General features: G+C 54.4%; 24 protein-coding genes. 9 read left to right on the top strand and 15 right to left on the bottom strand.

From position 1 onward, the window contains the following. Positions 1 to 2 precede the first annotated feature (2 nt). The 8 genes from LKE13_RS11745 to LKE13_RS11710 form a co-directional block, all read right to left on the bottom strand. Positions 3 to 488, bottom strand: a complete 486-nt coding sequence (locus tag LKE13_RS11745) for a YajQ family cyclic di-GMP-binding protein (protein WP_227951557.1) — start codon at positions 486 to 488, stop codon at positions 3 to 5. A gap of 24 nt (positions 489 to 512) precedes the next feature. Next, a complete protein-coding gene (locus tag LKE13_RS11740; RefSeq protein WP_227951556.1) occupies positions 513 to 2,102 on the bottom strand; it encodes a peptide chain release factor 3 in 1,590 nt (529 codons plus the stop codon). A 111-nt stretch (positions 2,103 to 2,213) separates the two neighbouring features. Next, the gene (locus LKE13_RS11735; protein WP_227951555.1) at positions 2,214 to 3,449 is read right to left on the bottom strand and encodes a potassium/proton antiporter; all 1,236 of its coding nucleotides are present in this window, start codon (positions 3,447 to 3,449) and stop codon (positions 2,214 to 2,216) included. A 103-nt stretch (positions 3,450 to 3,552) separates the two neighbouring features. Next, entirely contained in the window at positions 3,553 to 4,563 is a 1,011-nt protein-coding gene (locus LKE13_RS11730) for an NADP-dependent oxidoreductase (RefSeq protein WP_227951554.1), read from the bottom strand. Positions 4,564 to 4,701: 138 nt separating this feature from the next. Next, positions 4,702 to 5,277: a hypothetical protein gene (locus LKE13_RS11725; RefSeq protein ID WP_227951553.1), complete on the bottom strand. Its 576-nt coding sequence runs from the start codon at positions 5,275 to 5,277 to the stop codon at positions 4,702 to 4,704. Continuing rightward, positions 5,274 to 6,440, bottom strand: coding sequence for a M48 family metallopeptidase (locus tag LKE13_RS11720; RefSeq protein ID WP_227951552.1), 1,167 nt, complete (start codon positions 6,438 to 6,440; stop codon positions 5,274 to 5,276). The genes LKE13_RS11725 and LKE13_RS11720 overlap by 4 nt, the downstream gene beginning before the upstream one ends. Beyond that, positions 6,437 to 7,504: a hypothetical protein gene (locus tag LKE13_RS11715; protein WP_227951551.1), complete on the bottom strand. Its 1,068-nt coding sequence runs from the start codon at positions 7,502 to 7,504 to the stop codon at positions 6,437 to 6,439. Before LKE13_RS11715 ends, LKE13_RS11720 begins: the two co-directional genes overlap by 4 nt. Before the next feature lie 146 nt (positions 7,505 to 7,650). Next, positions 7,651 to 9,279, bottom strand: a complete 1,629-nt coding sequence (locus LKE13_RS11710) for a 3-(methylthio)propionyl-CoA ligase (protein ID WP_227951550.1) — start codon at positions 9,277 to 9,279, stop codon at positions 7,651 to 7,653. 225 nt (positions 9,280 to 9,504) lie between these two features. On the opposite strand from LKE13_RS11710, the gene LKE13_RS11705 reads away from it, so the two are divergent. The 3 genes from LKE13_RS11705 (at position 9,505) to LKE13_RS11695 (ending at position 12,340) form a co-directional block, all read left to right on the top strand. Continuing rightward, positions 9,505 to 9,930 (top strand): hypothetical protein, encoded by a 426-nt coding sequence (locus LKE13_RS11705; protein ID WP_227951549.1) that lies wholly within the window; start codon positions 9,505 to 9,507, stop codon positions 9,928 to 9,930. After that, positions 9,917 to 10,828 carry a sterol desaturase family protein gene (locus tag LKE13_RS11700; protein WP_227951548.1) on the top strand — a complete coding sequence of 304 codons (912 nt, stop codon included), beginning with the start codon at positions 9,917 to 9,919 and terminating at the stop codon, positions 10,826 to 10,828. The genes LKE13_RS11705 and LKE13_RS11700 overlap by 14 nt, the downstream gene beginning before the upstream one ends. Before the next feature lie 84 nt (positions 10,829 to 10,912). After that, positions 10,913 to 12,340 (top strand): NAD-dependent succinate-semialdehyde dehydrogenase, encoded by a 1,428-nt coding sequence (locus tag LKE13_RS11695; RefSeq protein ID WP_227951546.1) that lies wholly within the window; start codon positions 10,913 to 10,915, stop codon positions 12,338 to 12,340. Positions 12,341 to 12,342: 2 nt separating this feature from the next. On the opposite strand, the gene LKE13_RS11690 is transcribed toward LKE13_RS11695, so the two are convergent. Both LKE13_RS11690 and LKE13_RS11685 read right to left on the bottom strand, forming a co-directional pair. Next, positions 12,343 to 13,356 (bottom strand): glutathione S-transferase N-terminal domain-containing protein, encoded by a 1,014-nt coding sequence (locus LKE13_RS11690; RefSeq protein ID WP_227951544.1) that lies wholly within the window; start codon positions 13,354 to 13,356, stop codon positions 12,343 to 12,345. An 82-nt stretch (positions 13,357 to 13,438) separates the two neighbouring features. Then, a complete protein-coding gene (locus tag LKE13_RS11685) occupies positions 13,439 to 14,362 on the bottom strand; it encodes an alpha/beta hydrolase (protein ID WP_227951542.1) in 924 nt (307 codons plus the stop codon). Between the two features lie 142 nt (positions 14,363 to 14,504). Between LKE13_RS11685 and LKE13_RS11680 the strand changes: the two genes are divergently transcribed. Next, entirely contained in the window at positions 14,505 to 15,908 is a 1,404-nt protein-coding gene (locus tag LKE13_RS11680; RefSeq protein ID WP_227951540.1) for an aspartate aminotransferase family protein, read from the top strand. 37 nt (positions 15,909 to 15,945) lie between these two features. Next, positions 15,946 to 16,356 (top strand): BLUF domain-containing protein, encoded by a 411-nt coding sequence (locus LKE13_RS11675; RefSeq protein WP_227951538.1) that lies wholly within the window; start codon positions 15,946 to 15,948, stop codon positions 16,354 to 16,356. Here LKE13_RS11675 and LKE13_RS11670 read toward each other — a convergent pair. The 5 genes from LKE13_RS11670 to LKE13_RS11650 all read right to left on the bottom strand — a co-directional run bounded on the left by LKE13_RS11670 (position 16,353) and on the right by LKE13_RS11650 (position 22,492). Beyond that, a complete protein-coding gene (locus LKE13_RS11670) occupies positions 16,353 to 16,877 on the bottom strand; it encodes a class I SAM-dependent methyltransferase (RefSeq protein WP_227951919.1) in 525 nt (174 codons plus the stop codon). The genes LKE13_RS11675 and LKE13_RS11670 overlap by 4 nt on opposite strands. Positions 16,878 to 16,969: 92 nt before the next feature. Then, positions 16,970 to 17,404: an ester cyclase gene (locus LKE13_RS11665; RefSeq protein ID WP_227951536.1), complete on the bottom strand. Its 435-nt coding sequence runs from the start codon at positions 17,402 to 17,404 to the stop codon at positions 16,970 to 16,972. Between the two features lie 12 nt (positions 17,405 to 17,416). Then, positions 17,417 to 18,154 carry an SDR family NAD(P)-dependent oxidoreductase gene (locus tag LKE13_RS11660; RefSeq protein ID WP_227951533.1) on the bottom strand — a complete coding sequence of 246 codons (738 nt, stop codon included), beginning with the start codon at positions 18,152 to 18,154 and terminating at the stop codon, positions 17,417 to 17,419. Between the two features lie 130 nt (positions 18,155 to 18,284). Beyond that, on the bottom strand, positions 18,285 to 21,395 hold the full coding sequence (locus tag LKE13_RS11655) for an efflux RND transporter permease subunit (RefSeq protein WP_227951531.1): 3,111 nt from the start codon (positions 21,393 to 21,395) through the stop codon (positions 18,285 to 18,287). Continuing rightward, a complete protein-coding gene (locus tag LKE13_RS11650; protein ID WP_227951529.1) occupies positions 21,395 to 22,492 on the bottom strand; it encodes an efflux RND transporter periplasmic adaptor subunit in 1,098 nt (365 codons plus the stop codon). Before LKE13_RS11650 ends, LKE13_RS11655 begins: the two co-directional genes overlap by 1 nt. A 122-nt stretch (positions 22,493 to 22,614) precedes the next feature. Between LKE13_RS11650 and LKE13_RS11645 the strand changes: the two genes are divergently transcribed. From LKE13_RS11645 to dxs, 4 genes are read left to right on the top strand one after another with little or no spacing between them, the layout of a single operon-like run. Then, on the top strand, positions 22,615 to 23,541 hold the full coding sequence (locus LKE13_RS11645) for a histone deacetylase family protein (protein ID WP_227951526.1): 927 nt from the start codon (positions 22,615 to 22,617) through the stop codon (positions 23,539 to 23,541). Between the two features lie 31 nt (positions 23,542 to 23,572). Continuing rightward, entirely contained in the window at positions 23,573 to 23,830 is a 258-nt protein-coding gene (locus LKE13_RS11640; protein ID WP_227951524.1) for an exodeoxyribonuclease VII small subunit, read from the top strand. Between the two features lie 29 nt (positions 23,831 to 23,859). Continuing rightward, positions 23,860 to 24,750: a polyprenyl synthetase family protein gene (locus LKE13_RS11635; protein WP_227951522.1), complete on the top strand. Its 891-nt coding sequence runs from the start codon at positions 23,860 to 23,862 to the stop codon at positions 24,748 to 24,750. A 15-nt stretch (positions 24,751 to 24,765) separates the two neighbouring features. Next, complete coding sequence (gene dxs / locus LKE13_RS11630) at positions 24,766 to 26,691, top strand: 1-deoxy-D-xylulose-5-phosphate synthase (protein ID WP_265334867.1); 1,926 nt, start codon at positions 24,766 to 24,768, stop codon at positions 26,689 to 26,691. Positions 26,692 to 26,694 lie beyond the last annotated feature (3 nt).

The following is a 26,694-nucleotide window of genomic DNA, read 5'->3' as shown; positions in this document are numbered from 1 at the left end:
CCTCAGTCGCGGAAATTCACATATTGCAGGGGAAGTTCCTGTTTGAGCCCCTTGCAGAAGGCAATGGTTTCCTGCAGGTCATCACGCTTCTTGCCGGTAACGCGTAGCTCGTCCCCTTGGATTGATACCTGCACCTTGATCTTGGAGCCTTTTATTTCTTTGACCAGCTTTTTCGCGAGATCCTTATCGATACCCTCCCGGACGATCACGACCTGCCGAACGCTTTGACCGGCAGATTTCTCCGGCGTCTGGTAATCAAGAACGCCGGCGTCGACTTTCCGGCGGGTCAAATGCGTTGCCAGCAACTCATGCATCTGTTTCAGCTTAAGATCATCATCTGCATGAATGGTTATGGCCTGCTCGGCGCGATCAATCGTGCAGTTGCTGCCCTTAAAATCATAGCGGGTCTCTATTTCCCGACGAATGTTATTCAGCGCGTTATCAACTTCCGCCATTTCGGTTTTCGAGACAATATCAAATGAGGGCATGGGTTTCTCCTTCGTTTCCGTGTATCAAGCGGATTGCTCTTTAGTCTTCAGGAATTTGATTTTCGGCCAGTCTTTTTCGGCCCGTTCCAGATGCCAGCTATTGCGTGCCAGGAACACCGGTGCGTCGTCATGATCCTCTGCGAGCGAGGCCTGATTTCCATCAAGGAATTTCTTCATCTCCCGCGTATCATCACATTCCACCCACCGAGCGGTGTAAAGTTCGGTCTGTTCAAAATTAACCGGGATATCATATTCCGTGCGGATACGATCCGCCAGCACTTCAAACTGCAACGCGCCAACAACACCGACCACCCAGTCCGACCCCATGCGCGTCTTAAATGTACGGGCAGCCCCCTCCTCCGCGAGTTGGATCAGTGCCCGACCCAGATGCTTTGCGCGCATCGGATCGACGGGGCGCACCTTCTGCAATAGCTCAGGCGCAAAACTCGGGATACCGGTAAAGCGTATTTCTTCCCCCTCCGTCAGGGCGTCGCCGATACGCAGGTTGCCATGGTTGGGAATACCGATGATATCACCGGGCCAGGCTTCCTCCGCCAGTTCCCGATCCTGCGCGAGGAAAAGCACCGGATTATGGATATTCATGATCTTGTCGCTACGGATATGTTTCAGCTTCGCGCCGCGTTTAAAATGTCCGGACACAAGCCGCATAAAGGCAATGCGGTCGCGGTGTTTCGGATCCATATTTGCCTGTATCTTGAAAATAAAGCCGCTGACCTTGTTTTCTAATGGTGAAATGTCACGCCCCGCAGTCGGTGCCGCGCGGGGGCTTGGGGCGGCTTCGGTAAGACCATTCAGCAACGTTTCCACGCCGAAATTATTGATGGCGCTGCCGAAATAGACCGGAGTCATTGTGCCTTCAAGAAAGGCCTGCATATCAAATTCAGGGCACAATCCGCGGACCATTTCTATATCTTCGCGCAGCTTGGCAACCTCAGCGGCGGGAAGCAACTCATCAAGTTTCGGGTCATCAAGTCCATTACAAGTCACCCCTTCATCGAGATGGTTCCCCTTTCCCTTGGAAACCAGCACCAGTCGGTCGTTAAACAGATCATAACAGCCGAGAAAATTCCGGCCCATACCAATCGGCCAACTTGCCGGCACCACGTCGAGCGCCAGCGTTTGTTCAATATCATCCAGCAAATCAAACGGATCCAGCGCTTCTCGGTCAAACTTATTGATAAAGGTTGTAATCGGCATATCACGCAGACGACAAACTTCAAACAGCTTGCGTGTCTGGCTCTCAATACCCTTCGCCCCGTCGAGCACCATCACGGCGCTATCGACCGCTGTTAGCGTGCGGTAGGTATCCTCACTGAAATCCTCATGGCCCGGCGTGTCGAGCAAATTAAACGTCTTCTCGCGGTAGTCGAAAGTCATGACGGAAGAAGCAACAGAAATGCCACGCTCACGCTCCACTTTCATCCAGTCAGAGCGCGCACGTCGCTGTTCCCCGCGCGTTTTCACAGCGCCGGCAAGCTGAATGGCACCGCCGAACAACAGCAGCTTTTCGGTCAATGTCGTCTTGCCCGCATCCGGATGGGCAATGATTGCGAAGGTCCGCCGATTTGCGACCCGTTCTTCCAGCATCGTCATGATATGTCCTGATCCCCGCCCGGGTTCATCCGGCACGGGATTAAAAAGAGCCTGCAGTAGGAAATTTTCCGTCGCAGACCCGCGCTTAAATAAGGCTTATTGGGTTAAAAATCAATCCTTGCCTTCGCTGAGGGGGAGCACCGGCTCCTCGTCCGACTCCGCGATCAGGCCAAGCCAGCCTGCCACCAATGAGAGTGTCCAGCCCTGCAGGAAAAGTGAAGCAACTACCACAACAAAAACCACATCGAAAAAGCCTGAACTGAGCGGCCCCGGACTGATCACCGGAATGATGGCAAGGAAGATCGGCACCGCACCGCGCAAGCCCACCCAGCCGACGAAAGCCTGCTGCCGCCAGCCAATGCGGAACGGCGTCAAGGAGAGCGTTGTCGCCAGCGGCCGGGCGATAAAGATCAACAGAACGGCAACGCCAAGCCCAAGAGGAATGTGATCCAGTACATCGGTCGGTGAGACTAATAACCCCAGCATCAAAAAGAGGACGATTTGGCAAATCCAGGAGAGACCATCATGGAACTGCCGGACCCGTTCTGTCTGGTGTGTCATCCGGTCGCGCAGGACCGCACCGCAGATGAAAACGGCGAGAAAGCCACTGCCGCCACCCAGAGCGGTCATGTTGAAGAGAAGCAAGGCCGACGCCATGGCAAAGGGTGCGAACAAGCTGACCGGCATCTTGACCCGGTTGATCAGAAATGCGGTCACAACACCGCCGACAATGCCCGCAACCAAACCTAAACCTAGCTGCCGCGCAAGCTCCGGCAGGAAACTGATCAGCGTCGGCAGATCGACAGGCAGATCGTTATCAACAATCGCCACCATAGTGATCGTCAGGAAGATGGCCATCGGGTCATTGATCCCCGCCTCCACCATCAGGGTCTCCCCCAAACCGTCTTTCAGCTTGATATTCCTCTGCCGCAGCAAAAGAAACGTCGCCGCCGCATCCGTTGAGCCCACCACCGCGCCCAGCAACAGCGCAATGGCGAGCGGCAAACCAAAGAGGAAATGAATCAGGACACCAACAATGACAGTTGTTGCCACGACACCAAAGGTCGCCAGCGCCATCGCCGGCGCGGCAGCCTTCCTGAAAATCTCCCGGCTGGTATCAAGGCCACCGGAAAAGAGGATCAAGGCCAGCGCGATGGATCCAATGTTATAGGCAAGATTGAAATCATCGAAGCGAACCCGGCCAATTCCGTCCTCGCCCATGAGCATCCCAATACAGAGGAAAAGAAGCAGAAACGGCGCACCTAACCGGTCCGCGATGGGCGTTAGAAGACACCCAATCAAAAAAAGGAAGGATACCAGTATCAGGATTAGCTCGAGTGACTCCATTGACCGTCTTTCACGCTACGCAACGCCTCTATAGAAGCCTACAGAGAAAAGGCGCCGCCGTAAATCGGCGACGCCTCCATCATACCCGAAAAACGCTTATCTGTCAGTCATCTAGAACTTTCAGGACCAGTTTTCCTGTATTCTCACCCTTGAACAGCTTCAGGAGCACAGACGGGAAGTTCTCAATACCCGTCTCTGTTTGCGTGCGGAACTTGAGTTTGCCCTCGCTGTACCATTTCGCTAACTCCTGCACCCCTTCGCCATAGCGCTTGATATAGTCAAACACGACGAAGCCTTCCATGCGCGCGTGATGGACCAGAAGATTGATGTAATTGCGCGGGCCGTACATGGGCGTCGTATTATTATATTGGGAAATCGCGCCACAAATCACGATACGGGCATGACGGTTGATGCGGGCGAGTGCGATATCCAAGATTTCTCCGCCGACGTTATCAAAATAAACATCGACACCGTTTTTGAGCGGTTCTTTCAAATCCTGCATGAAGCTGTCGGATTTGTAATCGAGACAGGCATCAAAGCCGAGTTCATCAACCACATAGGCGCATTTTTCGGCTCCGCCCGCGATACCGACGGCGCGCGCGCCCTTGATCTTGGCGATCTGGCCGACAAGAGAGCCAACAGCCCCGGCCGCGCCCGAGACAAGCACCGTATCGCCCTCCTTCACCGCGCCAACGTCCAAGAGGCCAAAATAGGCGGTCAGACCCGGCATGCCGAGGCCCCCAAGATAGGTTTCAATCGGCGCGAGGTTCGGATCGATTTTAGTGAGGTCCTTCGCCAGCGCCTTGGCATATTGCTGAATACCAAGCATGCCACTCACGAAATCGCCCGCCTTGAAATCTGTACTGTTAGAGGCAATGACCTCGCCCACTGTACCGGCGCGCATTACCTCGCCGATCTTGACCGGTGGAATATAGGAACGACCTTCATTCATCCAACCACGCATGGCGGGGTCGAGAGAGGCATAATGAATTTTCACCAGCACCTCGTCGGCGCCAATTTCCGGCAGCTCTTCCGTTGTAAAATTCCAGTCGCTGTCCTTCGGGACGCCAACGGGCCGTGCGGCGAGACGATATTGTTTATTCATTGTCGACATGTCTTTCCCTGTTTTTCCTGTTATCTGACCTGCGCCCTCCACAGATATGGATACAAACACATTATGCAAGCAACGTCGCCCAGAAAAAAGAAAAGCCGGGGAATTCCCCGGCTTTCTTGTTTGACGACGTCCAGATTGTTAAGCGTCGCCGCTAACTCTTATGGATTGGACAACGCTATCAAAATAAGGGCGCCGTGCTTCATAGTAATGCGTTTCCCGGGCCGCGAAAAAGACCGCCATTAACTTGCCGTTTATTGTCGCGAACAGGAGATTGCCCTTAAAATCCGATCCATCCTTGGAGGACAGATTGAGATCAATCAGATATCCCTGCCTATCGCCGAACGACGCCGGTTGGAGATTGCCAATGAAAGTGGGCGTTGACGGCGTCAGGGAGAAACCGTTCCGAACCAACTCGACAATCTCTTCCGGTGTCATGTCGGAACGGAAGGTTTCCGCGCGCTCCTCATTCCCGCCAAGAAAGACAAATGGCAATTTCTCCCCATCCGATATCGGAGCCCAGAACTCCACTCTTTCCAGGATGGGCCCGTCCTGCGTCCACATGACGGATTTATCGGTCTTCAACTCATTGATATATTCCGATGTCACCACCGAATAGCTGTTCCACATGGAACTCTGACCCGTTTGCTTAAGCTGGAACGTCGGTGCACAGCTGGCTATCGTCAGGGTAAGCAGTAGGATGATAAAATGTCTCATGATTCCCTCAATTGCTTGATGTATGACTCGACCAGGAAGCGATCTGATGCTTCCGGATAGCGAGCGAGGTAAATTTCTAAATACTCGATGGCCTTGCCATCTTCCTTCTGACGCTTGGCGACAAGGCCGAGGTTTTTATATGTTTTGGCGGGCGCTTCCGGGAATTTCGCCGCCATGAGGTAGGCTTCCTTCGCCTTGTCGAGATCGCCCTCATTGCTCCGCCGGCGGTATACATCGCCGCGGTAGAAATCAAGTGCCGCCGGGCTAAACTCCCGCGTTTCCAGATTGTCGATGACAAACAGCGTCTCTTCATATGATCCCGTATCGATCAAGTCCTCAACCCAGCTTTGCCAGCGGGCATCAACAAGTTTGCGAAATTTATCGTCAGCTCTCTGCTGCGCCTGAAGCGGGCGCGCCGGGTAGGCTTCCGCTCTTGACTTCAGGTTCTCTATCCGATCCTCGGCCGGCGGGTGTGACGCAAAGAAAATGGCCGTAGACTCACGATCTCCCGCTTCCGCCTCGCCTTTTATCTTCTCCCAAAGCTGGCCCGCCTCCGCCGGATCGTAACCGGCATCATAAAGGTAATCCTGACCGATTTCATCCGCCTCATTTTCCAGATCCCGCGAATAGGCCTGAATTGATCCGGCGGCGCCAAGACCCGCCGCAAGGCCTACAAAGCCATATCCTATACCGCCCGTGGCGATCGAAAAAAAGGCCAGAAAATCCGTCGTATTCCGCGCGCTGTTCCACATCTTGATGGAATGGCGTTTCTTGTAATGGGCCAACTCATGTGCGAGAACCGTTGCGAGCTGCGCCTCGTTCTCCACCCGCAACAATAATCCCGTCCAGACCTGCATAACACCATTCGGCGCCATGGATGCGTTGAAATAGGGAATTTTAACAATATAGAGACGTATATCCGGGCAAATTTTCTCTGCAAGCCGGCAGACAACCCCGTCGAGATAGTTCTGCAGTTCAGGATCCTTGATAATCAAGGCGCTGGCGGCGAAACTTCGTTCCGCCTCATCCATCTTCATACGCAGACCAGCCTCTACGGTTGTCAGCTCCGGTTCGTCACCCGGTTTCACATCACCGACCTGGCCAGTGCCTGCACATGCCGAAACCAGTAAACTCAACCCAACAGCGGCCTTGCCAAGTCTCATAAAGGAATATCTTCCAATAGATTCTCCGTCGCATCGAAAGCGGGCTCAAAGGTGCGAAGATCGCCGCCGCCCGAGACCAGACGGTTATACCACAGGATATTCCCGGTCTCGAGATCGACCAGCGAGATAAACCCGACCTGTTGACCACCCGGTATTCCAACCCCCAGAATTGCAGCAGCCAAAAACTGAGCGGCAACGCGCGATCCGCTTGAATAGGAATCGCGCATATAAACGAAGACCCCTAGATCTGCCCCATACGCCTTTTTCAGGTCCTGCGCTGTTTTGCCCAGCTTCCAGTTAAAACTACCGTCCTTTTTTGTCGGCAGTTGAAAGAGCGTGTTGTACTGATACAGAAAGATTGATTTTCCAGCATCTTCATGCAGATCAATCAGGTCCTGCGCAATCTCCGTCGAGACAAGCTGCGCGTCGTCGGAGTGGATGGCCACGCCATAGCCCATATCCGTGAAGTACTGCGCCATGAATTCGGTGACGTAACCCTTGGCCGCCGACGTCCAAAGAGCATGCGGCTCTGTCAACCCGCCGGCAGTGAGCAGGCTCAGTTCCACATCAGGCGTCATGATCAGGATCTTTTTCCCGTTCAACCCGCCGTCAATCTTCTTGCCGACAAGTTTCAATGTTTCATCGCTAAGTTCTACGTCTCCGATGATATTGTCCGCTGGTCTGGCACTGGTCCCGGGCTTGCTTTCACCAGATATGTCATTGGCATTCGTCGCGGCATTGACATGAACCGGCGCACAGCCTCCGTCCGCATCACATAACCAGGTCTCTTTGCCAAATCCTGGCAGCATCTTGATACGAATTTCGTTACCGGCTCCTATTTCGCCCTCCGTCACTTCTTTTGCGGGCTGAATTGTCGGCGCGGACCCTTCATTCATATCCCGAATGTCAGAAAGGGACGGCGTTTCTCCATTAGACGCCGCGGTGACCGTACCCGCACTTCCGCCACTCGCGGTCTTGCTTTCGGTAAAGGTAGGCGCGCAGGCGGATACCATGATAGGAAGAGTGAAAACTATAAAAAGAGATAAAACCCGAGAAAGTAACATTGGACGACACCCAAATCTATTTTTTCGAGATATTAAATCGTCTCGCCCAAACAATCAACACATTGAATGTGTGAATTTTCTTGTAACCGTTGAGTAGAAAAGAAAAAGCCGGGCAGGACCCGGCTTTCCTTGCAGTTAATACCCGATCAGGCTGTTGGCAGTTTGTAGTCCTTGAAGTCCTCACGGAGCTTGGTCTTCAAGAGCTTGCCTGTCGCGGTATGTGGGAGTTCGTCAACGAAAACCACATCATCAGGGAGCTGCCATTTTGCAAGGCTGTTCTCCAGATGATGAAGCACATCTTCGCGTGTCACAGCGTGATCCTTCTCCTTCACAGCAATAACCAATGGGCGCTCGTCCCATTTCGGATGCGGAATGGCGATCACGGCGGCCTCAACAATGCCCGGGCAGCCGAGTGCTTCATTCTCCACATCGATGGAGGATATCCACTCCCCGCCCGACTTGATCACATCCTTAGAGCGGTCGGTGATCTGCATATAGCCATCTGGGTCAATGGTGCCAACGTCGCCGGTGGTGAACCAGCCGTCGTCGTCGAGGACTTGGCCTCCCTCCCCCTTGAAATATCCGCTGGTGATCCATGGGCCGCGCACTTTAAGGTCGCCGAAGGCAACGCCATCGCGCGGCAGTTCCTCGCCGTCATCCCCGGTGATCTTAAGTTCAACCCCAAAAACTGTTCGTCCCTGTTTGACACGGATATCAGTTCTTTCCTTCTCAGAGAGATTTTCATGCTTCTTGAGAAGATTGCCGGTCGTGCCGAGCGGGCTTGTTTCCGTCATGCCCCAGGCGTGAATTACCTCGACCCCATGACCGTCAACAAAGGTTTCAATCATCGACCGTGGTGCAGCGGAACCGCCAATCACTGTGCGCTTCATCGTTGAAAATTTGAGGTTATTCTCCTTCACATGACCCAGCAGCATCATCCAGATGGTCGGCACACCGGCCGACAATGTCACGCCTTCCGCCTCCATCAATTCGTAAAGCGAGGGGCCGTCCATTGCCGCGCCCGGCATCACCATTTTCGCCCCGCACATGGCAGCGGCATATGGCAGACCCCAGGCGTTGGCGTGGAACATCGGCACCACCGCCAGAATGCTATCTCGGTTACTTACTCCAAGGCCATCGTTGGCGCAGACGCAGAAGCTATGCAGCACGGTTGACCGGTTGGCGTAGAGAACACCCTTGGGGTTGCCTGTCGTGCCGGACGTATAGCAAAGCGAGCAGGCCGTCATTTCATCGAATTGCGGCCAGGCATAATCGCCATCTTCCGCTTCGACCAGTGTCTCGTAACACAGCAGGTTATCAAGCGCGCTCTCCGGCATATGGGCCTCATCGGTCATCACGATAAAGCCTTTCACGTTTTTGAGGTGATCCTTCAGCGCCTCAATCAGGGGCACGAAGGTCAAATCGACGAAGATATATTTGTCTTCGGCATGATTGACGATATAGGCAATCTGCTCAGGAAAAAGCCGCGGGTTGATCGTATGGCAAACGGCCCCCATGCCGGACACGCCGAAGTAAATCTCCATATGGCGATAACCATTCCAGGCAATCGTCCCAATCCGGTCCCCCAGTTCCACGCCGAGCTTACCCAATGCCTGCGCCAGCTTTTTCGCCCGGAGGTTTACATTGCGGTAATTGGTGCGGTGGATTGGCCCCTCAACCGAGCGCGAAACAATTTCCACGTCGCCATGATTAAGACCCGAATATTCGATTAATGAAGAAATCAGCAGCGGCCGATCCTGAATAAGACCTAGCATTAAGTTTATCCCATGTTTGTTGTTTGTTAGACTATTGCGCGCAGCATAAAACCGCACTCGCTCAAGGTAAAGACCCTTTAAGATTCGCGTCCATTCGCCGCAACTCCATATGATTTACGTAGGGGATCAGTGCACTCAAGCTGATCCAAATGCGTGAATTTTGTCAAAGCTTCATAATTTTTGTATCAATAGCGCAGAAAATAACGAATCAAGGGGCATTCGGGAATGGCCATCGATCCGCTGATACTCTTGCCCGCCGCGGCAGGCGCGGTACTGATCGTGATCCTCGTCATCCGGCTGGTGGCGGGCCGGCGGGATGCGGAACTGACAGAAGAGACTGTAGCGCAATTTCTCAGCCATCAGCAACCAGACGAGATAATCGAATATTCCGTTATCAGTAAAGACGCAAAATTCGCTCTGGTTCGCTGGCGCAACTCTGGGGGCGTGGGCCTCATTCGGGGCTTCGGGAACAAGCTGGTGCTGCAAATACTTGAGTCTGCCGACATCGGCAAAACGAACTGGCGGCAGGAAAACGCGCTTTATATCCCGCGGCAAGGATTTGCGTATCCTCCAGTCATATTCACCACCACCGCGACAGAACGCACGGTCATTGAGGCAATGATTAACGGAGAAAAAGATGCAGCTGCCTGATCCGGTCACATTCGCCATTCCGGCCTTCGTCCTCCTAATCCTGATTGAGGCCGTGATCGGTCGCTATGCACCCAAGAAATCCAACTACGAGGCGCGCGACAGCGCCGCCTCGCTTATGATGGGGCTTGGCAACTTTGCCATCGGGCTGGTGAATTTCGGGATTGTCGGCGCAGTATCGATTTGGGTTTATCAATATCGCCTGTTTGATATCGGCTATCACTGGTGGGCTTTCGTCCTGATCCTGTTCGCGGAGGATTTCGTCTACTACTGGTTCCACCGCCTCAGCCATGAGCATCGCATCTGGTGGGCGGCGCATATCAACCATCATTCCTCGCAATACTACAACCTGACAACCGCTCTGCGACAGACCTGGACGGGCGGTCTCGCCGGCACCTGGATACTCTGGCTAGTCCTCTCTTTCATCGGGTTTCCGCTTGCCCTCATCGTCTTCCAGAAAGGAATAAGCCTCGTCTATCAGTTCTGGATCCATACCGAGGCGATTGACAAGATGTGGAAGCCGTTTGAAGCCGTGATGAACACACCGTCGCATCACCGCGTGCATCACGCCGTTAATCCGCGCTATCTCGATGCCAACTATGCCGGAATATTTATCATCTGGGACAAGTTGTTCGGCAGCTTCGTGCCCGAAGACAAAGCCGAACCTTGTCGCTATGGCATCGTCAAGCAGATCGCCAGCTTTAATCCCCTGATTATTGCCTTTCATGAATGGGCCGGGATTTTTGCTGACCTTATTCATGCAAAAAGTCTCAAGGCTCGATTTATGTATGTCTTCGGTCCGCCCGGCTGGAGCGAGGATGGTTCCCGCCTCACCTCCCGGATGATCAAGGAACGGGAACAGACACGCCTTGCGGGTCAAGCCATAGATGCGGCAGATTGACCCGCTTTACTGGCGCGGATAAATAAGTAGACTGCGCAAAAATCAAGAATATGAATTTCCCGCCGACGCGAAAGGTTTCAAAAAATGTATATAGACGGAAAATGGGTCGCCGCTGACAACGGTAACAGCTTTGACGTTTTCAATCCCGCGACGGGAGATGTGATCAAACAGGTCCCCGATGGCGGCGCGGCGGAGGCCACCCGCGCGATCGAGGCGGCGGATGCTGCCTTCCGCGATTGGTCGAAGACCACCGCTTATCAGCGGAGCGCCTATCTCTATAAGGCCTACCAGATCATGATCGAGCGGAAAGAGGACCTCGCCCGCACGATGACCGAGGAACAGGGCAAGCCGCTGAAAGCAGCCCGCAATGAAGTACAGTATGGCGCAGACTTCCTGCTCTGGTATGCGGAAGAAGCGAAACGCGTGAACGGGGAAATCCTCCCTTCCGCGCGCGGGGATCAGCGCTTCATGGTGCTGCATCAGCCCGTCGGCGTGGTGGCAGCAGTGACCCCCTGGAACTATCCGATCTCGATGATCACGCGGAAAGTAGGCCCGGCGCTCGCGGCAGGTTGCACAGTCGTCCTCAAACCCGCCGAGGCCACACCGCTCTGCGCCATTGCGATGTTCGAGATATTCGAGGCTGCGGGCATCCCGCCGGGGGTGGTCAATATGGTCACGGCGGCGGATCCGAAACCGGTTGGCGAAGTGTTCACCAGCCATCCGTCCGTCCGCAAGCTCACCTTCACCGGTTCCACCAATGTCGGCAAGATGTTGACCGGTCAGGCCAGCGCCAATATGAAACGCGTCTCGGCAGAGCTGGGTGGGCATGCGCCATTTGTCGTGTTCGAGGATGTCGACCCGGCCCATGCGGCGAAAGGCGGATCGCTTGTCAAATTCCTCAACACCGGACAGGCCTGCATCAGCCCAAACCGCTTCTTCGTGCAGAATGGCTCCTACGACCAGTTCGTCGCCACCTTCGAAGAACGGGTCTCCAAAATGAAGGCGGGCAGCGGATTTGAAGACGGTGTCGCCATCGGCCCCCTCGTCAATCAGACGGCCATCGACAAGGTGGAACGGCAGGTCCAAGACGCCATTTCCAAAGGCGCGGAACTTGTGACTGGGGGTGTCCCGATTAAATCCAACGGGCTCGACAAGGGTTATTTCTATGCCCCCACTGTCCTCGCCAATGTCACTGAAGACATGCTGATCTATCGGGAGGAAACCTTCGGTCCCGTCGCCCCGATCATCCGTTTCGAGGGTGAGGCGGAAGTGCTGGAAAAGGCGAACGATACGGAATATGGCCTTGCGGCTTACGTCTATACCCGCGATATCTCCCGCGCCATGCGGATGTTCGAAGGGCTGCGCTTTGGCATCATCGGCATCAATGATATCAACCCGACCAGCGCCGCCGCGCCCTTCGGTGGGATGAAGGACAGCGGACTTGGCCGTGAAGGCGCCAAGGAAGGGATCATGGAGTATCTGGAAACCAAACTCGGCGGCTTTTCAATTTAAGGCTAGCTCAGGATATTAATCCCCGCCTCCCCGATCAGGTCATCAACAACAGATCTGGCCTCCTCGGGGAGCGCTTTGTAGCGCGCTTTCAACTCGCCCAGACATTTGACCTGATATCTAAAGACCCCTTGCGAATAGGACTTGCCATCAAGATCGGCTGTAAATGTCTCCTCGCCCCGTTCAATCGCTGTGGCATTCGCGGCAAGGAAGGGCAAGTAAATTTCGGCGCAATAGGTGATCATTCCCTTCGTCATCGGCGGCAGGTCGCCGACGCCATACCAGTCCCCCTCAATGCCAGAGGCGTCATCAAGTTGCCTGAGCCAGCTTTCCGCCCGTTGCGCTTCCTCCCGCATGATCGACATCGGCGTCGGATCGATAGACAGTGTCCGGAGCTGCCCATAGAGGCCGAGATCTGCGATAGAGGGGCGTGTCCCGAACAGATACTTATACTGACCGACATCCGCATGAAGCAGCGCGAGAATATGATGGAAGCCTGACTCAATAATCGGAGCATTTTCCGCTGTACAGCCGACAAGCGGCATGCGCCCTATCTGCCGCTCGGTGAAAAATTCAGCAAACTTCTCTCGTTCCTCATCCGAGGCGTTGGGGGAGCGGTCATCGGCGATCCAACGCGCGGCATAATGAATATCCGCCTCATAGGCCCAGCGGTAATGAAACATCATCTTGGTAACCCATTCGTCGGCCATATCCTCAACCAGGTGGGCGAGGAACGCATGGGCGGGATTGCCCGGAATGACCGATCGGTCGTCGGAGTGCCGTTCCTCCAGCATATAGATAAGCCTCGTGCTGTCGAGATGCAGGCTGCCATCCTCTGGGAACTTCAGTACCGGCACAAGAACCGGACGCAATCCTTCCAGCAGATGATCATTTTCCTCCGAACGAAGAACCCAGTCATAGGGCAGCCGCCGGTAATGCATATGGGCGCGCATTTTCAGGGAATAAGGGGAGGCGTTGCCGCCGATGAGGGTATAACGATCCTGTGGCTGTCCGCTCATGTTGTTTTTCCTTGTTTATTGAGAGCGGAAAAACCTTATGGCAACAAACTATTGCTGTCCAGCCCGACGCGATGCGAAGAGGTCAGCCGATAACGCTGTTCGCCCAGGCGATGAAGTCCGTTGTCACCTCATCACGGTTGATCTCGTTCAGCATCTCATGACGACCGCCGACATAGAACTTATGGGTAACTCGCGTAAAACCATGTCGGTGATAGGCCGCGAGGAGCCGCTTCACACCCTTCGTATTCTCACCGACAGGGTCCTCGCTCCCGTTAAAGATAAAAATCGGCATTTGTTTGTTCATTTTTTTAAGTGCCGACGCACCGGCAATTTTTGGGAGTGCATCGAGAAGCCCGCGCCAGGTTGCGACCGAGCACTCATACCCGCAGAGCGGATCGGTCACATATTTATCGACCTCTGCCTCGTCCCGCGAGAGCCAGTCAAATTCCGTCCGGTTCGGCGCAAACTGCTTATTAAATGTCTTAAACGTCATTCCCGCTATGATGGGGCTGTGCCCGCGCGCACCGAAGCGCAGCTTTTCAAACCGGATAACAAGTTGGGCTATCCGGCCGATAGCGCCGGGCGGACCGTTGGTCGCGGAGAGCGCAGCCCCGGCAATCGTCTCCCCATGCTGCGCCATATATTGCTGCGTCATGAAAGAACCCATCGAATGACCAAGCATCAGGATCGGCAGGCCCGGATGCTCTAAGGCGACCTCCCGGTTGAGCAGATACATATCCTCAACTGCTTTGTTCCAGCCATCGTCATCCCCCATGTGGCCCGGCACCTCTCCGTCCGCAATCGTCTGACCGTGGCCGCGATGGTCATTCGCATAGACGATATAGCCAAATTCATTGAGTGCGCGGGCAAGCCTTTCATAACGAGCCCCATGTTCCGCCATACCATGCGCGATCTGTACAATCGCTTTTGGTTTTTTCTCACCCATCCACCGGTAAATATGGATTGCCTGCCCTTCCGCACCGGAATAGGTAAAATACTCACTCATACGACCACTTCCCCGATTATTTCGTCTATTAAGCCATGGAGCGGGAAGTCAGGCAAGATAGTTGTAAACGGGCTTTGACAGGGGCTGGATATTCGCTCTACAAATATAGAAACGTTTCAAATTCTTTTTCGAGGATATTGTAATGAGCAGCCCAAGCCTTCTTCAGGGGAATTCCCTTGCCGCACGCGATGCGAAAAGCCTGATCCATTCCTACACCAACCTCTCGACCCATCTGACCGAAGGTCCGCTGATTATTGAAACCGGTAAGGGCGTTCATGTCTTTGATGAAGACGGCAAGGAATATATTGAGGGACTGGCCGGTCTGTGGTGCGCCTCCTTCGGTTTTGGTGAAGAGGAGCTGATCGAGGCCGCCATCGACCAGATGCGCAAGCTGCCCTTCTATCATTCCTTTGCCAGCAAATCGACAGAGCCAGGAATACGCCTAGCGGAGAAACTCCTAGAAATTGCGCCCGCGCCCTTCTCGAAGGTGTTCTTTGCCAACTCTGGATCAGAGGCTAACGATACGGTCATCAAACTTGTCTGGTATTACAATAACAGCCTTGGTCGTCCGAAGAAAAAGAAGATCATTTCCCGCCAGAAGGCCTATCATGGCGTCACGGTCGCAGCCGCGAGCCTGACCGGCCTGCCGCCGCTGCATAACGACTTCGACCTGCCGATCCAGAATATCCTGCATACCTCCTGCCCGCATTACTACCGCTATGGCAAGGATGGCGAGACTGAGGAGGAATTCGCGGCACGCTGCGCCGATGACCTCGAACAGCTGATCCTGAAGGAAGGGCCGGACACGGTCGCCGCCTTTATCGCCGAGCCGATCATGGGCGCCGGTGGCGTAATTATTCCGCCGGCCACCTATTTCGAGAAGATCCAGGCGGTCCTGAAAAAATATGATGTGCTGATGATCGCCGATGAAGTGATCTGTGGTTTCGGACGGACAGGCCAGATGTGGGGCTCGCAGACCTTCGATATCCAGCCGGATATTCTCTCCTGCGCAAAGGCCCTCTCCAGCGCCTATTTGCCGATCTCGGCAGTGATGGTGTCGCAGGATATATTCGACGGGATGGTCAAACAGAGTGAGAAACACGGTGCTTTCGCCCATGGCTTCACCTATTCCGGACATCCGGTGCCAGCCGCCGTGGGTATGCGGACGATGGAACTGATGGAGGAGCGCAATATCCTCGGCCATGTGCGCCATGTCTCAAAACGCTTTAACGAACGGTTCAACGCCCTTACGGATCATCCGCTAGTCGGGGAAGTTCGCTCCATGGGGCTGATCGGCGCGATTGAGCTGGTGGCCGATAAAAAGACCAAGCGTTCCTTTGACCCGAAATTCAAGGCAGGTGCGAAAACGGCGCAGGCCATGCAGGACGCTGGCGTTATCAGCCGGGCGGTTGCAGGCGACAATCTCGCCCTTTGCCCGCCGTTGATCATCACGGAAAGCGAAATCGACGAAATGTTCGACCGCTTTACCAAGGGCCTTGACGACATCGCCGCGATGGCGTTCAGGGAAAACTGGCAGGAAATCTAAACTATTTCCATCCCGCCACCACGAGAGGAGCGTGAAGGTGCACTATCTCGTTTATGTAAGTACAGCCAGCCACCTCATGAATGAGGCGGAGCTAATGGCGATCCTAGAGACGAGCCGCTCCCGCAACACCGCTGACAATATCACCGGCATGCTACTTTATAAGGACGGCAGCTTCATGCAGGTGTTGGAAGGCCGGGCGGAGAACATTAAGAATGCCTATGAGCGGATTGGCAAGGATCACCGCCATGATGGGCTTATCCTGCTGCGCAAGGGCAAAACAGAAAAGCGCAACTTTCCGGGCTGGTCGATGGGGTTTCGCACTGTCAATGCTGAGGACATGGAAAACATTCCGGGATTCCAAAGCATCAAAGACGGCCGTTTTACCGACCCGGCGATTGTCGAAAACCCGCATATCGCCATGACCGCGCTAAAAGCTTTCAACGCTTAGCGGCGAAAGGCGAGCATTGTCCAGTGCACGCCGTTGGCGCGATTTTCAGGCTGGATGGACTCCGTATAGCGCTTTCGCAGAAGGCTCAAGCCTGCCGCTTCAGCAAGATCAATTGTCTCCTCTCCTGTCACCTCAAACATCCGTCGCCCTTCCGGCACCGGCCCATGACGAAGCGACATGATGAGACGCGCGCCCGGCGCCATGAGAGAGGCAAGCACCGGCATCGCGGTCATCCGCTCCGCCTTGTCCAGATGCATCCAGACACCTGTGAGTAGAACAAAATCAAATGCATTGTCTTGCCCCGAAAGTGCCGCAAGGTGCGGCAGACCGTCATCAATCCACTCGATATCATGAGCAGCATGAAGGCGCATCCCTGCAAGGCGAAAGGCATCGGTCGGCTCGGCGGCGGTTACCTGATGGCCTTGCACCGCAAAACAGGCCGCATCCCGCCCCGTGCCTGCCCCGATATCCAGTAACCGGAGCGGCTTTTGCGGCATCAAATCAAGTATGACGGCATGCAGCTCGTCAAATTCCAGCGCCTCATAACGCGGAATCAGTCACTCCGCTGCTTCGACATAGCCTGCAGTTCCGGGGAGGTTCATGGTTATTTCATTCAGGCAAAATTAGAGTTCGCCGATGGGCCAAGCTGGCGCTTTATGGCGTCAATATCCCCCAACACCCAGAGCGCCGTGATCTGCTTCCCATTGCCCTTGAAGAAGGCGCCGCCCGCCCAGATGATTGTCTTGCCCGTTCCTGGAACGCCGTAGAATGACCCCTTATGCGTGCCGGAAAACTTCATCCTTGCGGCAGCGCTGTCGCCCTCATCCACGACATCCTCGATATCGCAGCGAAAGTCAGGAAGGCCGATCCAGAGTTCACGCATATACTGGATAAACCCCTCCGGCCCTACACGGACGGGACCAAGGGACCCCCGAAAATCAAAATCTTTGTGCAGAATCTCACGGGCACAATCCTCGCCCCTTCTGTTCCAGGCATCATGATAAAAGCGTTCAATCAGCCGCGTCAGATATTTATCGGAACCATTCACTTCACGATCCAACTACACATGCTGGCCGCCGTTGATATGGATCTCCGCGCCTGTCACATAGGATGACGGTGCATCGCAGAGGAAATAAATGGTGGAAGCAACTTCCTCCGGTTTTCCTAGGCGGCGAAGCGGAATATCCTGAATCATATCCTCTGTGCCGGGAGAGAGGATCGATGTGTCGATCTCTCCGGGCGCAATGGCGTTGACCCTTACTCCATGAGGTCCGAAATCTGCCGCCATCTCTCGTGTAAGCGCGGAAAGCGCTGCCTTCGATGTTCCATAAGCTGATCCCGCGAAGGGATGCACCCGGCTACCCGCGATCGACGTGACATTAACGATCGTCCCTTTCGCGGCAACCAGTTCGTCAAACAGACCCTGTGCCAACATCAACGGCGCAAAAAGATTGACGTTATAGACATGCAGCCAATCGGCATAAGAGGAATTGAGCGTGCTGAACCGCGCTCCCTCCGGCCCCTTTGGCGACACTCCGGCGTTATTCACCAGCGCATGCAGAGGTGCCCCCTCCAACTTCTCTCGGATATGCTCAATCGCCGTTGGCAAGGCTTCGATATCCGCCAGATCAATCTGCAAATGATCCTTCTCGCCACCCTCCCAGGGGCAATATTCAGAAAATTCCTGTCGCGACACGGTCAGAACCCGCCAGCCTGCGGCACTAAATCGTTTGACCGTGGCATGCCCAATTCCCCGGCTCGCACCGGTCAGCAATAGAAATTTCCCCTTGTCTGACATTTAACCTGTTCCTTGAAAAATAAGGCGCCCAAACATCTAAGCCGCGCCTATCATAGCCGCGCTCGCCCCACGATGGAACAGCGATTACCGTCCGCTGCTAAAAATCAATCCCATCGGTTTCCCGCTTACCCTATTTGTGGATATCCGAATGCGCAGTTTCGAGCTCATTCAGCCGCGCAGCAAGATAACCAGAAGGACGGCTGAAGCGGGCCAACAGGATGTATACCACCGGCACAACGAACAAAGACAGAATGGTCGAGAATATCATACCGCCGATAATGACAATGCCAATTGCTTCCCGGCTTTCAGCGCCAGCACCAGTCGCAATGGCAAGTGGCACCGCCCCAAGGGCCGTTGAAATTGTCGTCATCAGGATCGGGCGCAGACGGATGATCGCCGCCTCCTGTATCGCGGTCAGGATATCCGCGCCTTCATCCCGGAGCTGGTTCGCAAACTCCACAATCAAAATAGCATTCTTCGCCGTCAGTCCGATCAGCATGATCATCCCGATCTGGCTATAGATATTGAGCGTCAGCCCAGCCAGCAGGATAGAGCCCAGCGCGCCGGTAATAGCGAGCGGCACCGTCGTCATGATAATCATAGGGTGGATGAAGCTTTCAAACTGCGCGGCAAGAGCAAGAAACACCACGAGAAGCGCCGTCACAAAGGTGAAGACCAATGCCTGATTGGAATCCTTATATGAGCGACTAAGGCCATCGTAGGAGATTGTCGCTTCTTCTCCGGCTTCTTCGCGGACGATGGTTTCCAGATAATTGAGCGCCTTCTCCAACGTGTAGTCCGGCCCGAGAGAGGCCGATATTTCAATCGTACGAAGTCGGTCGGTACGTTTGAGTTCACCCGGCCCGGCCTCTTCCCTTAGTGTCACAAAACCCGAGAGCGGGATCAGCTGATCTGCAACCTCTGAGCGGACATAGACGTTCGACAGATCATCCCGGCTTCCGCGATCTTCTTTGCGGGCCTGAACAATGACTTCATACTGCTTGCCTCCTTGATCATAGGTCGTGACATTGCGCGCGCCCATCAGTGTTTCAAGGGTTCGGCCAATCGTCTCAATCGTGACCCCAAGGTTAGAGGCTCGCGCCCGATCAATATCCAGATGGATCTGCGGCTGGGTTTCCTCAAAATCCTTGGTGATGTTAAGAAGCTGCGGATTTTCCTGCGCCCGGGCGATAACCCTGTCCACCCATTCATTGATGACGTCATAGGAGGGACCGCCAATAATAATTCGGACCGGAGCGGAAAAACCGCGCTGACCAAGACTGGCGGGGTTGATTGCAAAAACTTTCACACCCGGAATGGCGAGCAGTTTAGGGAACACCTCATTAACGATTTCCTGTTGCGACCGCGACCGCTCTTCCCAAGGGACTAGTCCCACGAGCATGAAGGCCTCATTCACCGGTCCGGGCTGACGGAAGGTGCCAAGAAAAGCAAAAAGGCGCGAAGCCTCACCACTTTCTTCGAGAGGTTTCAATACCTCCTCGATCCTGTCGACATTATTACGCGTATATTCCATGGTGGCCCCTTCAGGGCCTTTCACCGGCATATAAAAGACACCGCGATCCTCCGTCGGGGCAAATTCCTTTGGGATAACGTCATAGAAACTATAGGCCAACGCCGAAAGCCCGATAGCAATTGCCACGACCACCAGTGGTATTTTCAGTGTCCATTTCAACGCATTGCCATAAAGTGTAGCGAGGCCAGTGAATAGACGCTCCGTCGATTTATAGAACCAGCCTTCCTTATTCGTCTCAACGAGTAGCTTTGAGCAAAGCATCGGCGTCAGTGTCAATGCAACGAAGGAGGAAAACATCACGGCGGCGGCAACCGCAACGCCAAATTCCCTGAATAACCGGCCCGTCGTGCCATCGAGGAATGAAATCGGGATAAAGACAGCGATCAAGACGATGGTCGTCGCGACAACGGCAAACCCGACCTGTTTCGCCCCCCGGCTCGCAGCAAGAAGCGGCGGCTCCCCCGCTTCAATCCTGCGGTGGATATTCTCAAGCACGACAATTGCGTCATCGACAACAAGACCGATAGCAAGCACCAGCGCAAGCAGCGTCAGCACATTTACGGAATAATCAAGCGCCCCAAGAATTGTCAGCGTGGCAATGATCGATACCGGGATTGCAACGGCCGGAATAAAGGTGGCCGCGATGGATCTCAGGAAGAAAAAGATAACCAGGATAACAAGGATCATGGCAACGCCGAGGGCGAAGAATACCTCCTTGATAGACTGGCTGATGAAGACCGACTGGTCATATGACACCCGGATATCGAGGCCGGTGGGAAGATTGTTCTTCAGCCGTTCGACAATCTTCTTCACGCCGTTGGCAACCTCCAGCACATTGGCGCCCGATTGGCGAACCACGCCAAGGCCGATGGCTGTTTGCCCGTTAACCCGAAGGTTCGTCCGATCATTTTCCGGCGCAATCTCCACCTCAGCCACATCGCCGAGGCGCACCCGCCCCTCCGCATAATCATAGATGATGATCCGGCGGAATTCCTCCGCAGTCCGGAGGTCAGACTGTGTCTTGATGCTGAACTCCCGCATGTTCGATTCAATTCGACCGGAAGGAATCTGCACATTTTGTTCGCGAATGGCGAATTCAATATCCGCAACCGTTACGCCGCGTGCGGCCATTGCCGGTGTATCAAGCCAGATGCGCATGGCATAGCGACGTGCACCACCGATGCGCACATTTGCTACCCCATCAACGGTTGAGAGGGGATCGACAAGGTTTCGTTCTGCATAATCAGTGAGTTCAAGCTGGTTGAATCTGTCACTGGTCAGAGACAGCCAAAGGATGGGCCGCGCGTCACTCTCGGATTTTGAAATACGCGGCGAGTCGGCCTCTTCGGGAAGTTGGTTGACGATGCGGGAAATACGATCGCGCACATCATTAGTCGCAGATTCAATATCCCGGCTTAGCGAAAATTCCACGCCGACCGTCGAATACTCCTCCCGGCTGGTGGAGGAAATTCGTTCCACACCGCTGATTCCGGCAACCGCATCCTCGATTACCTGGGTTATCTGGCTTTCGATAATTTCTGCCGATGCCCCTCGATAGGAGGTCTGGATCGAGACATTCGGGCTGTCGATATCCGGATATTCCCGAACGCTTAAGGATTGATAGGAAAAAAGCCCGAATAGGACCAGAACGGCCGAAAAAACGATGGCCAGAACCGGGCGCTTGATGGCGAGATCGGGCAACCGCATTACGATGCCTCAGAGGTTGAAACCGCCACGCTCGGTTTGACAGGTGCACCATCCTTGACCTTCTGAAGGCCTTCAGTGATCACCGGATCACCTTCTTGCAATCCCTCAATAATTTCCACGAAACCTCTGATACGGCGCCCAATTTTTACCGGCGTACGCACCGCTTTGTCATTCACTACCGCATAGACGATAGGCCCGGAAATCGTAAGCACAACCGCCTCTTCAGAGACCAGGAGTGCATTCTCATCGACACTGATCTGCAACTCGACAGAGAGGAACATACCCGGTTTCAAAAGCCCATCTCCATTCGGAACCGATCCGCGCACCCGAACCGCACGAGTATATTCATTCACCCGGGTAGAGATGGTATTGACCTGCCCTTCGAATACATGATCGCGATAGGCAGCATTCTTCGCAGAGAATTTCAGACCCGGCCCGACATCAGCGATATAAGTTTCCGGCAGATCAAAATCCACCTTGATCGTATCCGTATCGTCGAGCGTGGTAATGATATCCCCCGGCTGCACGAGCGAGCCAACACTCACCTCCCGGAATCCGAGAACGCCAGAAAAGGGTGCCACGATCCGATAGTCACTAAGTCGTGCTTTTTGCGCTGAAACTGCCGCCTCCGCCGCCTGCAACTCAGCAAGAAGCAAATCAACCTGCGCCTTGGCTACGTTTCGCGTGGCATAAAGCTTCAACGCCCGGTCATAGAGCTTCTGCGCATTGTCGCGTGCCGCCTGCGATTCGGTTAAGTTCGCGCGCAGTTCCGTATCGTCAAGCTGAACCAGCAGCTTGCCGACCTTCACTTTTTGCCCCTCATTGAAATCAAGCTTGCTGGTTTTGCCGGTGACTTTTGTGGTGATCACCACCGATTCATTCGCCCGAGCGGTACCGATAGCCGTGATGGTACGCGGCAAAGCCTTACTCACAACCGCAGAAACAATGACATTCTGCGGTGGTCGCTTGGGACCTTTGGTGGCCTGTGCTTCGCCGTTACCGCCGCCAATGAAGGGAAGCTGGTCCTGATAGTGCCACGCCCCATAGCCCAACGCGGCAATTACCACTATGATGGCCAATTGTGCTGTTTTGTTCATTTGTATTACATTTCACTCTGCACGTATCTTTACAGAATTGAGGCTGAATTGCTTGAAAAGCAACAAAAAAATCTGCACATACATAAAATTGATGATTTTTCGAAACCCTAAACTGGCGACCCATGACAACCTATCTATTTACACATCGCGATTGTCTGTTTCATGACACTGGTACCGGGCATCCGGAACGAGCAGATCGCCTGAGGGCTGTCCTGCATCAACTGGACCTTGAAAATTTCCCAACTCTGGAACGCCGGGATGCCCCCCTCGCCACGCGCGAGCAACTCGCATTGGCCCATACGGAGGCTCATCTTGACCGGCTGGTGGCAAGAGCCCCTGTTGAAGGTATTATCGATCTTGATCCTGACACTAAAATGTCACCCGGTTCGCAATCGGCTGCCTTACGTGCCGCCGGGGCGGTGGTTGCAGCCATTGACGTTGTAATGAAAGAGCCAAAAACCAGCGCCTTTTGTGCCATCCGCCCGCCCGGCCATCATGCTGAAGCGGACTGCGCCATGGGATTTTGCCTGTATAACAATGTCGCCGTCGGTGCGTGTTACGCGCGACAGACATATAAACTGGAACGGATTGCAGTAGTCGATTTCGATGTTCATCACGGGAATGGCACCCAGGCAATATTTGAAAAAGACGCAGGGCTGTTCTATGCCTCCAGTCATCAGGCTCCCTTTTATCCCGGCACAGGTGATGCCAGTGAAACTGGTGTGGGCAATATTGTGAATGTTCCTCTCGCCGCCGGATCAGGCTCCCGCGCCTTCCGGGAGGCCTATGACAACGTCATCCTGCCGGCTCTCGATACCTTTCGACCTGAATTACTGATAATTTCCGCGGGCTTCGATGCCCATGAAAGAGACCCGCTCGCCAATCTCAACCTGACTGGCAAAGACTTTGGCTGGGTGACCCGGAAACTCATGGCGATTGCCGACCGGCACGCGAGCGGACGTGTTGTTTCGGCACTTGAAGGCGGCTACGATCTGGAGGGGCTGGCCGATGGCGTTGACGCCCATGTGAAAGCATTGCTCCGGACTTAAGAGAAGAGTATAAGACGGCAAAGGAGAAATCATGTCTGACCCGAATAGCCAGGAAATCCCCGCTGATATCGCCAAGATGAGCTTTGAAGAGGCTCTGAAAGAACTGGAGCAGATCGTTGAAAAACTCGATTCCGGCCAGGTCGATCTCGACCAGTCGATCGATATCTACACCCGCGGGTCCCTGTTGAAACAGCATTGCGACGCCAAGCTCAGGAACGCACAGGAGCGGGTCGACAAGATCGTCGGCAAGAATGGTAACCTGTCGGTCGAACCGGCGAATGTTGAATAGACATGAGTGCGGTGGATTGAGACATTAATATGGAAGATGATTTCGGCAAGGCCCTCCGTCAGACTGCCGTGTTGATGGATCGGGAGCTTCGCGAGTTTCTGCCAGAAAACAACGGACTGGAAAAGCAGCTTTACGAAGCCATGCGCTATTCAGTTCTATCTGGGGGGAAGCGGCTGCGCGCCTTTCTGGTTATTCAGGCGGCAGATCTTTTTGGCGTACCACGCCTGCATTCAACGCGGGTAGCCTCTGCACTTGAGATTATCCACAGCTATTCCCTTATTCATGACGATCTTCCCTGCATGGACGATGATGATATGCGCCGGGGGAAACCGACGGTGCATAAACAGTTTGACGAAGCAACGGCCGTACTCGCCGGGGATGCGCTACAATCGCTCGCCTTTGAGATTATCGGTAATCCTAAAACCCACTCCTCCGCCGAAGTCCGCATCAAGCTGGTTGCAAAGCTATCTCATGCCATCGGCGTACGCGGCATGGTCGGCGGACAGACGATGGACATCTTTGCCGATGGCGATGATATCGACATTGTCACCATTACCCGACTGCAGCAGCTCAAAACCGGCGCACTAATTACCTTCGCCTGCGAGGCGGGGGCCATTCTTGGGCATGCATCACCGCAACAACTGCAAGCACTCAAGGCCTACGCACATGATTTAGGGCTGGCCTTTCAGATTGCGGATGACATATTGGATACTGAAGGTAGCCCAGAGGAAATGGGCAAGGCAACTGGCAAAGACGAAGCTGCGGGGAAAGCGACTTTCGTATCTCTTATGGGACTGGAAGAAGCAAAGGTTCACGCCGCCATGCTGGTTGATCAGTCGATCGAACATCTAGGACCTTTCGGACCAAAGGCTGATCTGTTAAGACATGCCGCGCGCTTTGCAATAGAACGCCGCAACTGAAGACGGGTGAATATTTTGACAACGAGACCGGCGACCCCATTATTGGACACCATCGATTATCCGCAGGCGATGCGCGATCTGACTCTGCCAGAGCTAGTACAGCTGGCCGACGAGTTGCGGCAGGAAACGATCAGCGCCGTGTCAGTGACCGGCGGGCATCTGGGGGCAGGTCTTGGTGTTGTCGAATTGACTGTCGCGCTTCATCATGTCTTTAACACTCCGGCAGACCGGCTCATCTGGGATGTCGGCCATCAATGCTATCCTCACAAAATCCTGACCGGACGGCGTGATCGCATCCGTACATTGCGACAACCGAATGGTCTATCAGGCTTTACCAAGCGGGCCGAGAGCGAATATGACCCCTTTGGCGCGGCGCATTCCTCAACATCAATTTCCGCCGGGCTCGGCATGGCAGTAGGGCGGGATCTGCAAGGTCGCGACAACAATGTCATCTCCGTAATCGGGGACGGGGCGCTGAGCGCAGGCATGGCCTATGAGGCAATGAACAACGCCGGCGCCATGGATGCACGGCAGATCGTTATCCTCAATGACAACGACATGTCCATTGCGCCGCCTGTCGGTGCCATGAGCGCCTATCTCTCGCGGCTTCTTTCGGGCAAACCTTATCGTAACCTGCGGGAGCTGGCAAAACAGGTTGCCTCTCTCCTACCCGATCCGCTGGAACGGACAGCCCGGCGCGCCGAGGAATTCGCGCGCGGCATGGTCACCGGCGGCACATTGTTCGAGGAACTCGGCTTTTATTATGTCGGGCCGATTGACGGTCACAATCTGGAACATCTTATCCCCGTCCTGAAAAATGCGCGAGAATCAAAATTTGGGCCGATCCTGATCCATTGCGTCACGCAGAAGGGCAAAGGCTACCCGCCCGCCGAGGCCGCTGCTGATAAATATCATGGTGTTTCCAAGTTTGATGTCATTACCGGGGCACAGGCAAAAGCAAAACCGAATGCCCCCTCCTATACCAAGGTCTTTGCGCAGAGCCTTATTGAGGAAGCGCGCCGCGACGATAAAATCGTTGCTGTCACCGCCGCCATGCCGGACGGCACCGGCCTTGATCAGTTCGCGAATGAATTCGCAAGCCGCTGCTTCGATGTAGGTATTGCTGAACAGCATGCGGTGACTTTCGCCGCCGGTATGGCAACGGAGGGGTTAAAGCCGTTCGTAGCCATCTATTCCACTTTCCTTCAGCGCGGCTATGATCAGGTTGTGCATGATGTCTCGATCCAGAACCTGCCGGTACGTTTTGCCATGGACCGGGCCGGCCTTGTTGGGGCAGACGGGGCGACCCATGCCGGTTCCTTCGATATTACATATCTCGCCACGCTACCGAACATGATGGTTATGGCCCCGGCGGATGAGGCCGAGTTGAAACATATGGTCGCAACGGCGGCCGCCTATAATGAAGGGCCTTGCGCTTTTCGCTATCCGCGCGGCGAAGGTATTGGCATCGACTTGCCCGAGACGGGCAACGTGCTGGAAATCGGCAAGGGCCGATTGATAAAGCGGGGCGATAACATCGCTATTCTTTCCTTTGGAACCCGGCTGAAAGAGGCCTTGATTGCGGCAGAAGAATTGGAAGCAAAGGGTATATCAACCTCCGTCGCCGATGCGCGTTTTTGTAAACCACTCGATGAAGAACTTATCCGCGATCTCGCCACCCATCATGACGTTCTGATCACCGTTGAAGAGGGTGCCGTTGGCGGCTTCGGCAGCCATGTGATGCAGTTCCTAGCCATGAACGGTCTTCTGGATGACGGGCTGAAAATCCGGCCACTTTGCATGAAAGATGCCTATATCGATCAACAACAGATCGAGGATATGTATGATGAGGCCGGTGTCAATCACGCGCAGATCGTCGAAGCGGCTCTCTCCGCACTCGGCTCCGGCAAGGCGAAACAGCGGAATATTTCCGCCATCTAGGCA

Source organism: Sneathiella sp. HT1-7 (assembly GCF_020731145.1).
Taxonomy (GTDB): Bacteria; Pseudomonadota; Alphaproteobacteria; order Sneathiellales; family Sneathiellaceae; genus Sneathiella.
This window is presented reverse-complemented; position numbering and strand designations above follow the sequence as displayed.

Bases quoted from the DNA above. Each gene is read 5' to 3' on its own strand.
- LKE13_RS11710 (WP_227951550.1), bottom strand. From the start codon at position 9,279: ATGCTAGGTCTTATTCAGGATCGGCCGCTGCTGATTTCTTCATTAATC.
- LKE13_RS11715 (WP_227951551.1), bottom strand. From the start codon at position 7,504: ATGTTACTTTCTCGGGTTTTATCTCTTTTTATAGTTTTCACTCTTCCT.
- LKE13_RS11640 (WP_227951524.1), top strand. From the start codon at position 23,573: ATGTCTGACCCGAATAGCCAGGAAATCCCCGCTGATATCGCCAAGATG.
- LKE13_RS11650 (WP_227951529.1), bottom strand. From the start codon at position 22,492: ATGAACAAAACAGCACAATTGGCCATCATAGTGGTAATTGCCGCGTTG.
- LKE13_RS11635 (WP_227951522.1), top strand. From the start codon at position 23,860: ATGGAAGATGATTTCGGCAAGGCCCTCCGTCAGACTGCCGTGTTGATG.
- LKE13_RS11700 (WP_227951548.1), top strand. From the start codon at position 9,917: ATGCAGCTGCCTGATCCGGTCACATTCGCCATTCCGGCCTTCGTCCTC.
- LKE13_RS11655 (WP_227951531.1), bottom strand. From the start codon at position 21,395: ATGCGGTTGCCCGATCTCGCCATCAAGCGCCCGGTTCTGGCCATCGTT.
- LKE13_RS11690 (WP_227951544.1), bottom strand. From the start codon at position 13,356: ATGAGCGGACAGCCACAGGATCGTTATACCCTCATCGGCGGCAACGCC.
- LKE13_RS11685 (WP_227951542.1), bottom strand. From the start codon at position 14,362: ATGAGTGAGTATTTTACCTATTCCGGTGCGGAAGGGCAGGCAATCCAT.
- LKE13_RS11720 (WP_227951552.1), bottom strand. From the start codon at position 6,440: ATGAGACTTGGCAAGGCCGCTGTTGGGTTGAGTTTACTGGTTTCGGCA.
- LKE13_RS11730 (WP_227951554.1), bottom strand. From the start codon at position 4,563: ATGTCGACAATGAATAAACAATATCGTCTCGCCGCACGGCCCGTTGGC.
- LKE13_RS11705 (WP_227951549.1), top strand. From the start codon at position 9,505: ATGGCCATCGATCCGCTGATACTCTTGCCCGCCGCGGCAGGCGCGGTA.
- LKE13_RS11745 (WP_227951557.1), bottom strand. From the start codon at position 488: ATGCCCTCATTTGATATTGTCTCGAAAACCGAAATGGCGGAAGTTGAT.
- LKE13_RS11645 (WP_227951526.1), top strand. From the start codon at position 22,615: ATGACAACCTATCTATTTACACATCGCGATTGTCTGTTTCATGACACT.
- LKE13_RS11680 (WP_227951540.1), top strand. From the start codon at position 14,505: ATGAGCAGCCCAAGCCTTCTTCAGGGGAATTCCCTTGCCGCACGCGAT.
- LKE13_RS11740 (WP_227951556.1), bottom strand. From the start codon at position 2,102: ATGACGATGCTGGAAGAACGGGTCGCAAATCGGCGGACCTTCGCAATC.
- LKE13_RS11735 (WP_227951555.1), bottom strand. From the start codon at position 3,449: ATGGAGTCACTCGAGCTAATCCTGATACTGGTATCCTTCCTTTTTTTG.
- LKE13_RS11695 (WP_227951546.1), top strand. From the start codon at position 10,913: ATGTATATAGACGGAAAATGGGTCGCCGCTGACAACGGTAACAGCTTT.
- LKE13_RS11660 (WP_227951533.1), bottom strand. From the start codon at position 18,154: ATGTCAGACAAGGGGAAATTTCTATTGCTGACCGGTGCGAGCCGGGGA.
- LKE13_RS11725 (WP_227951553.1), bottom strand. From the start codon at position 5,277: ATGAGACATTTTATCATCCTACTGCTTACCCTGACGATAGCCAGCTGT.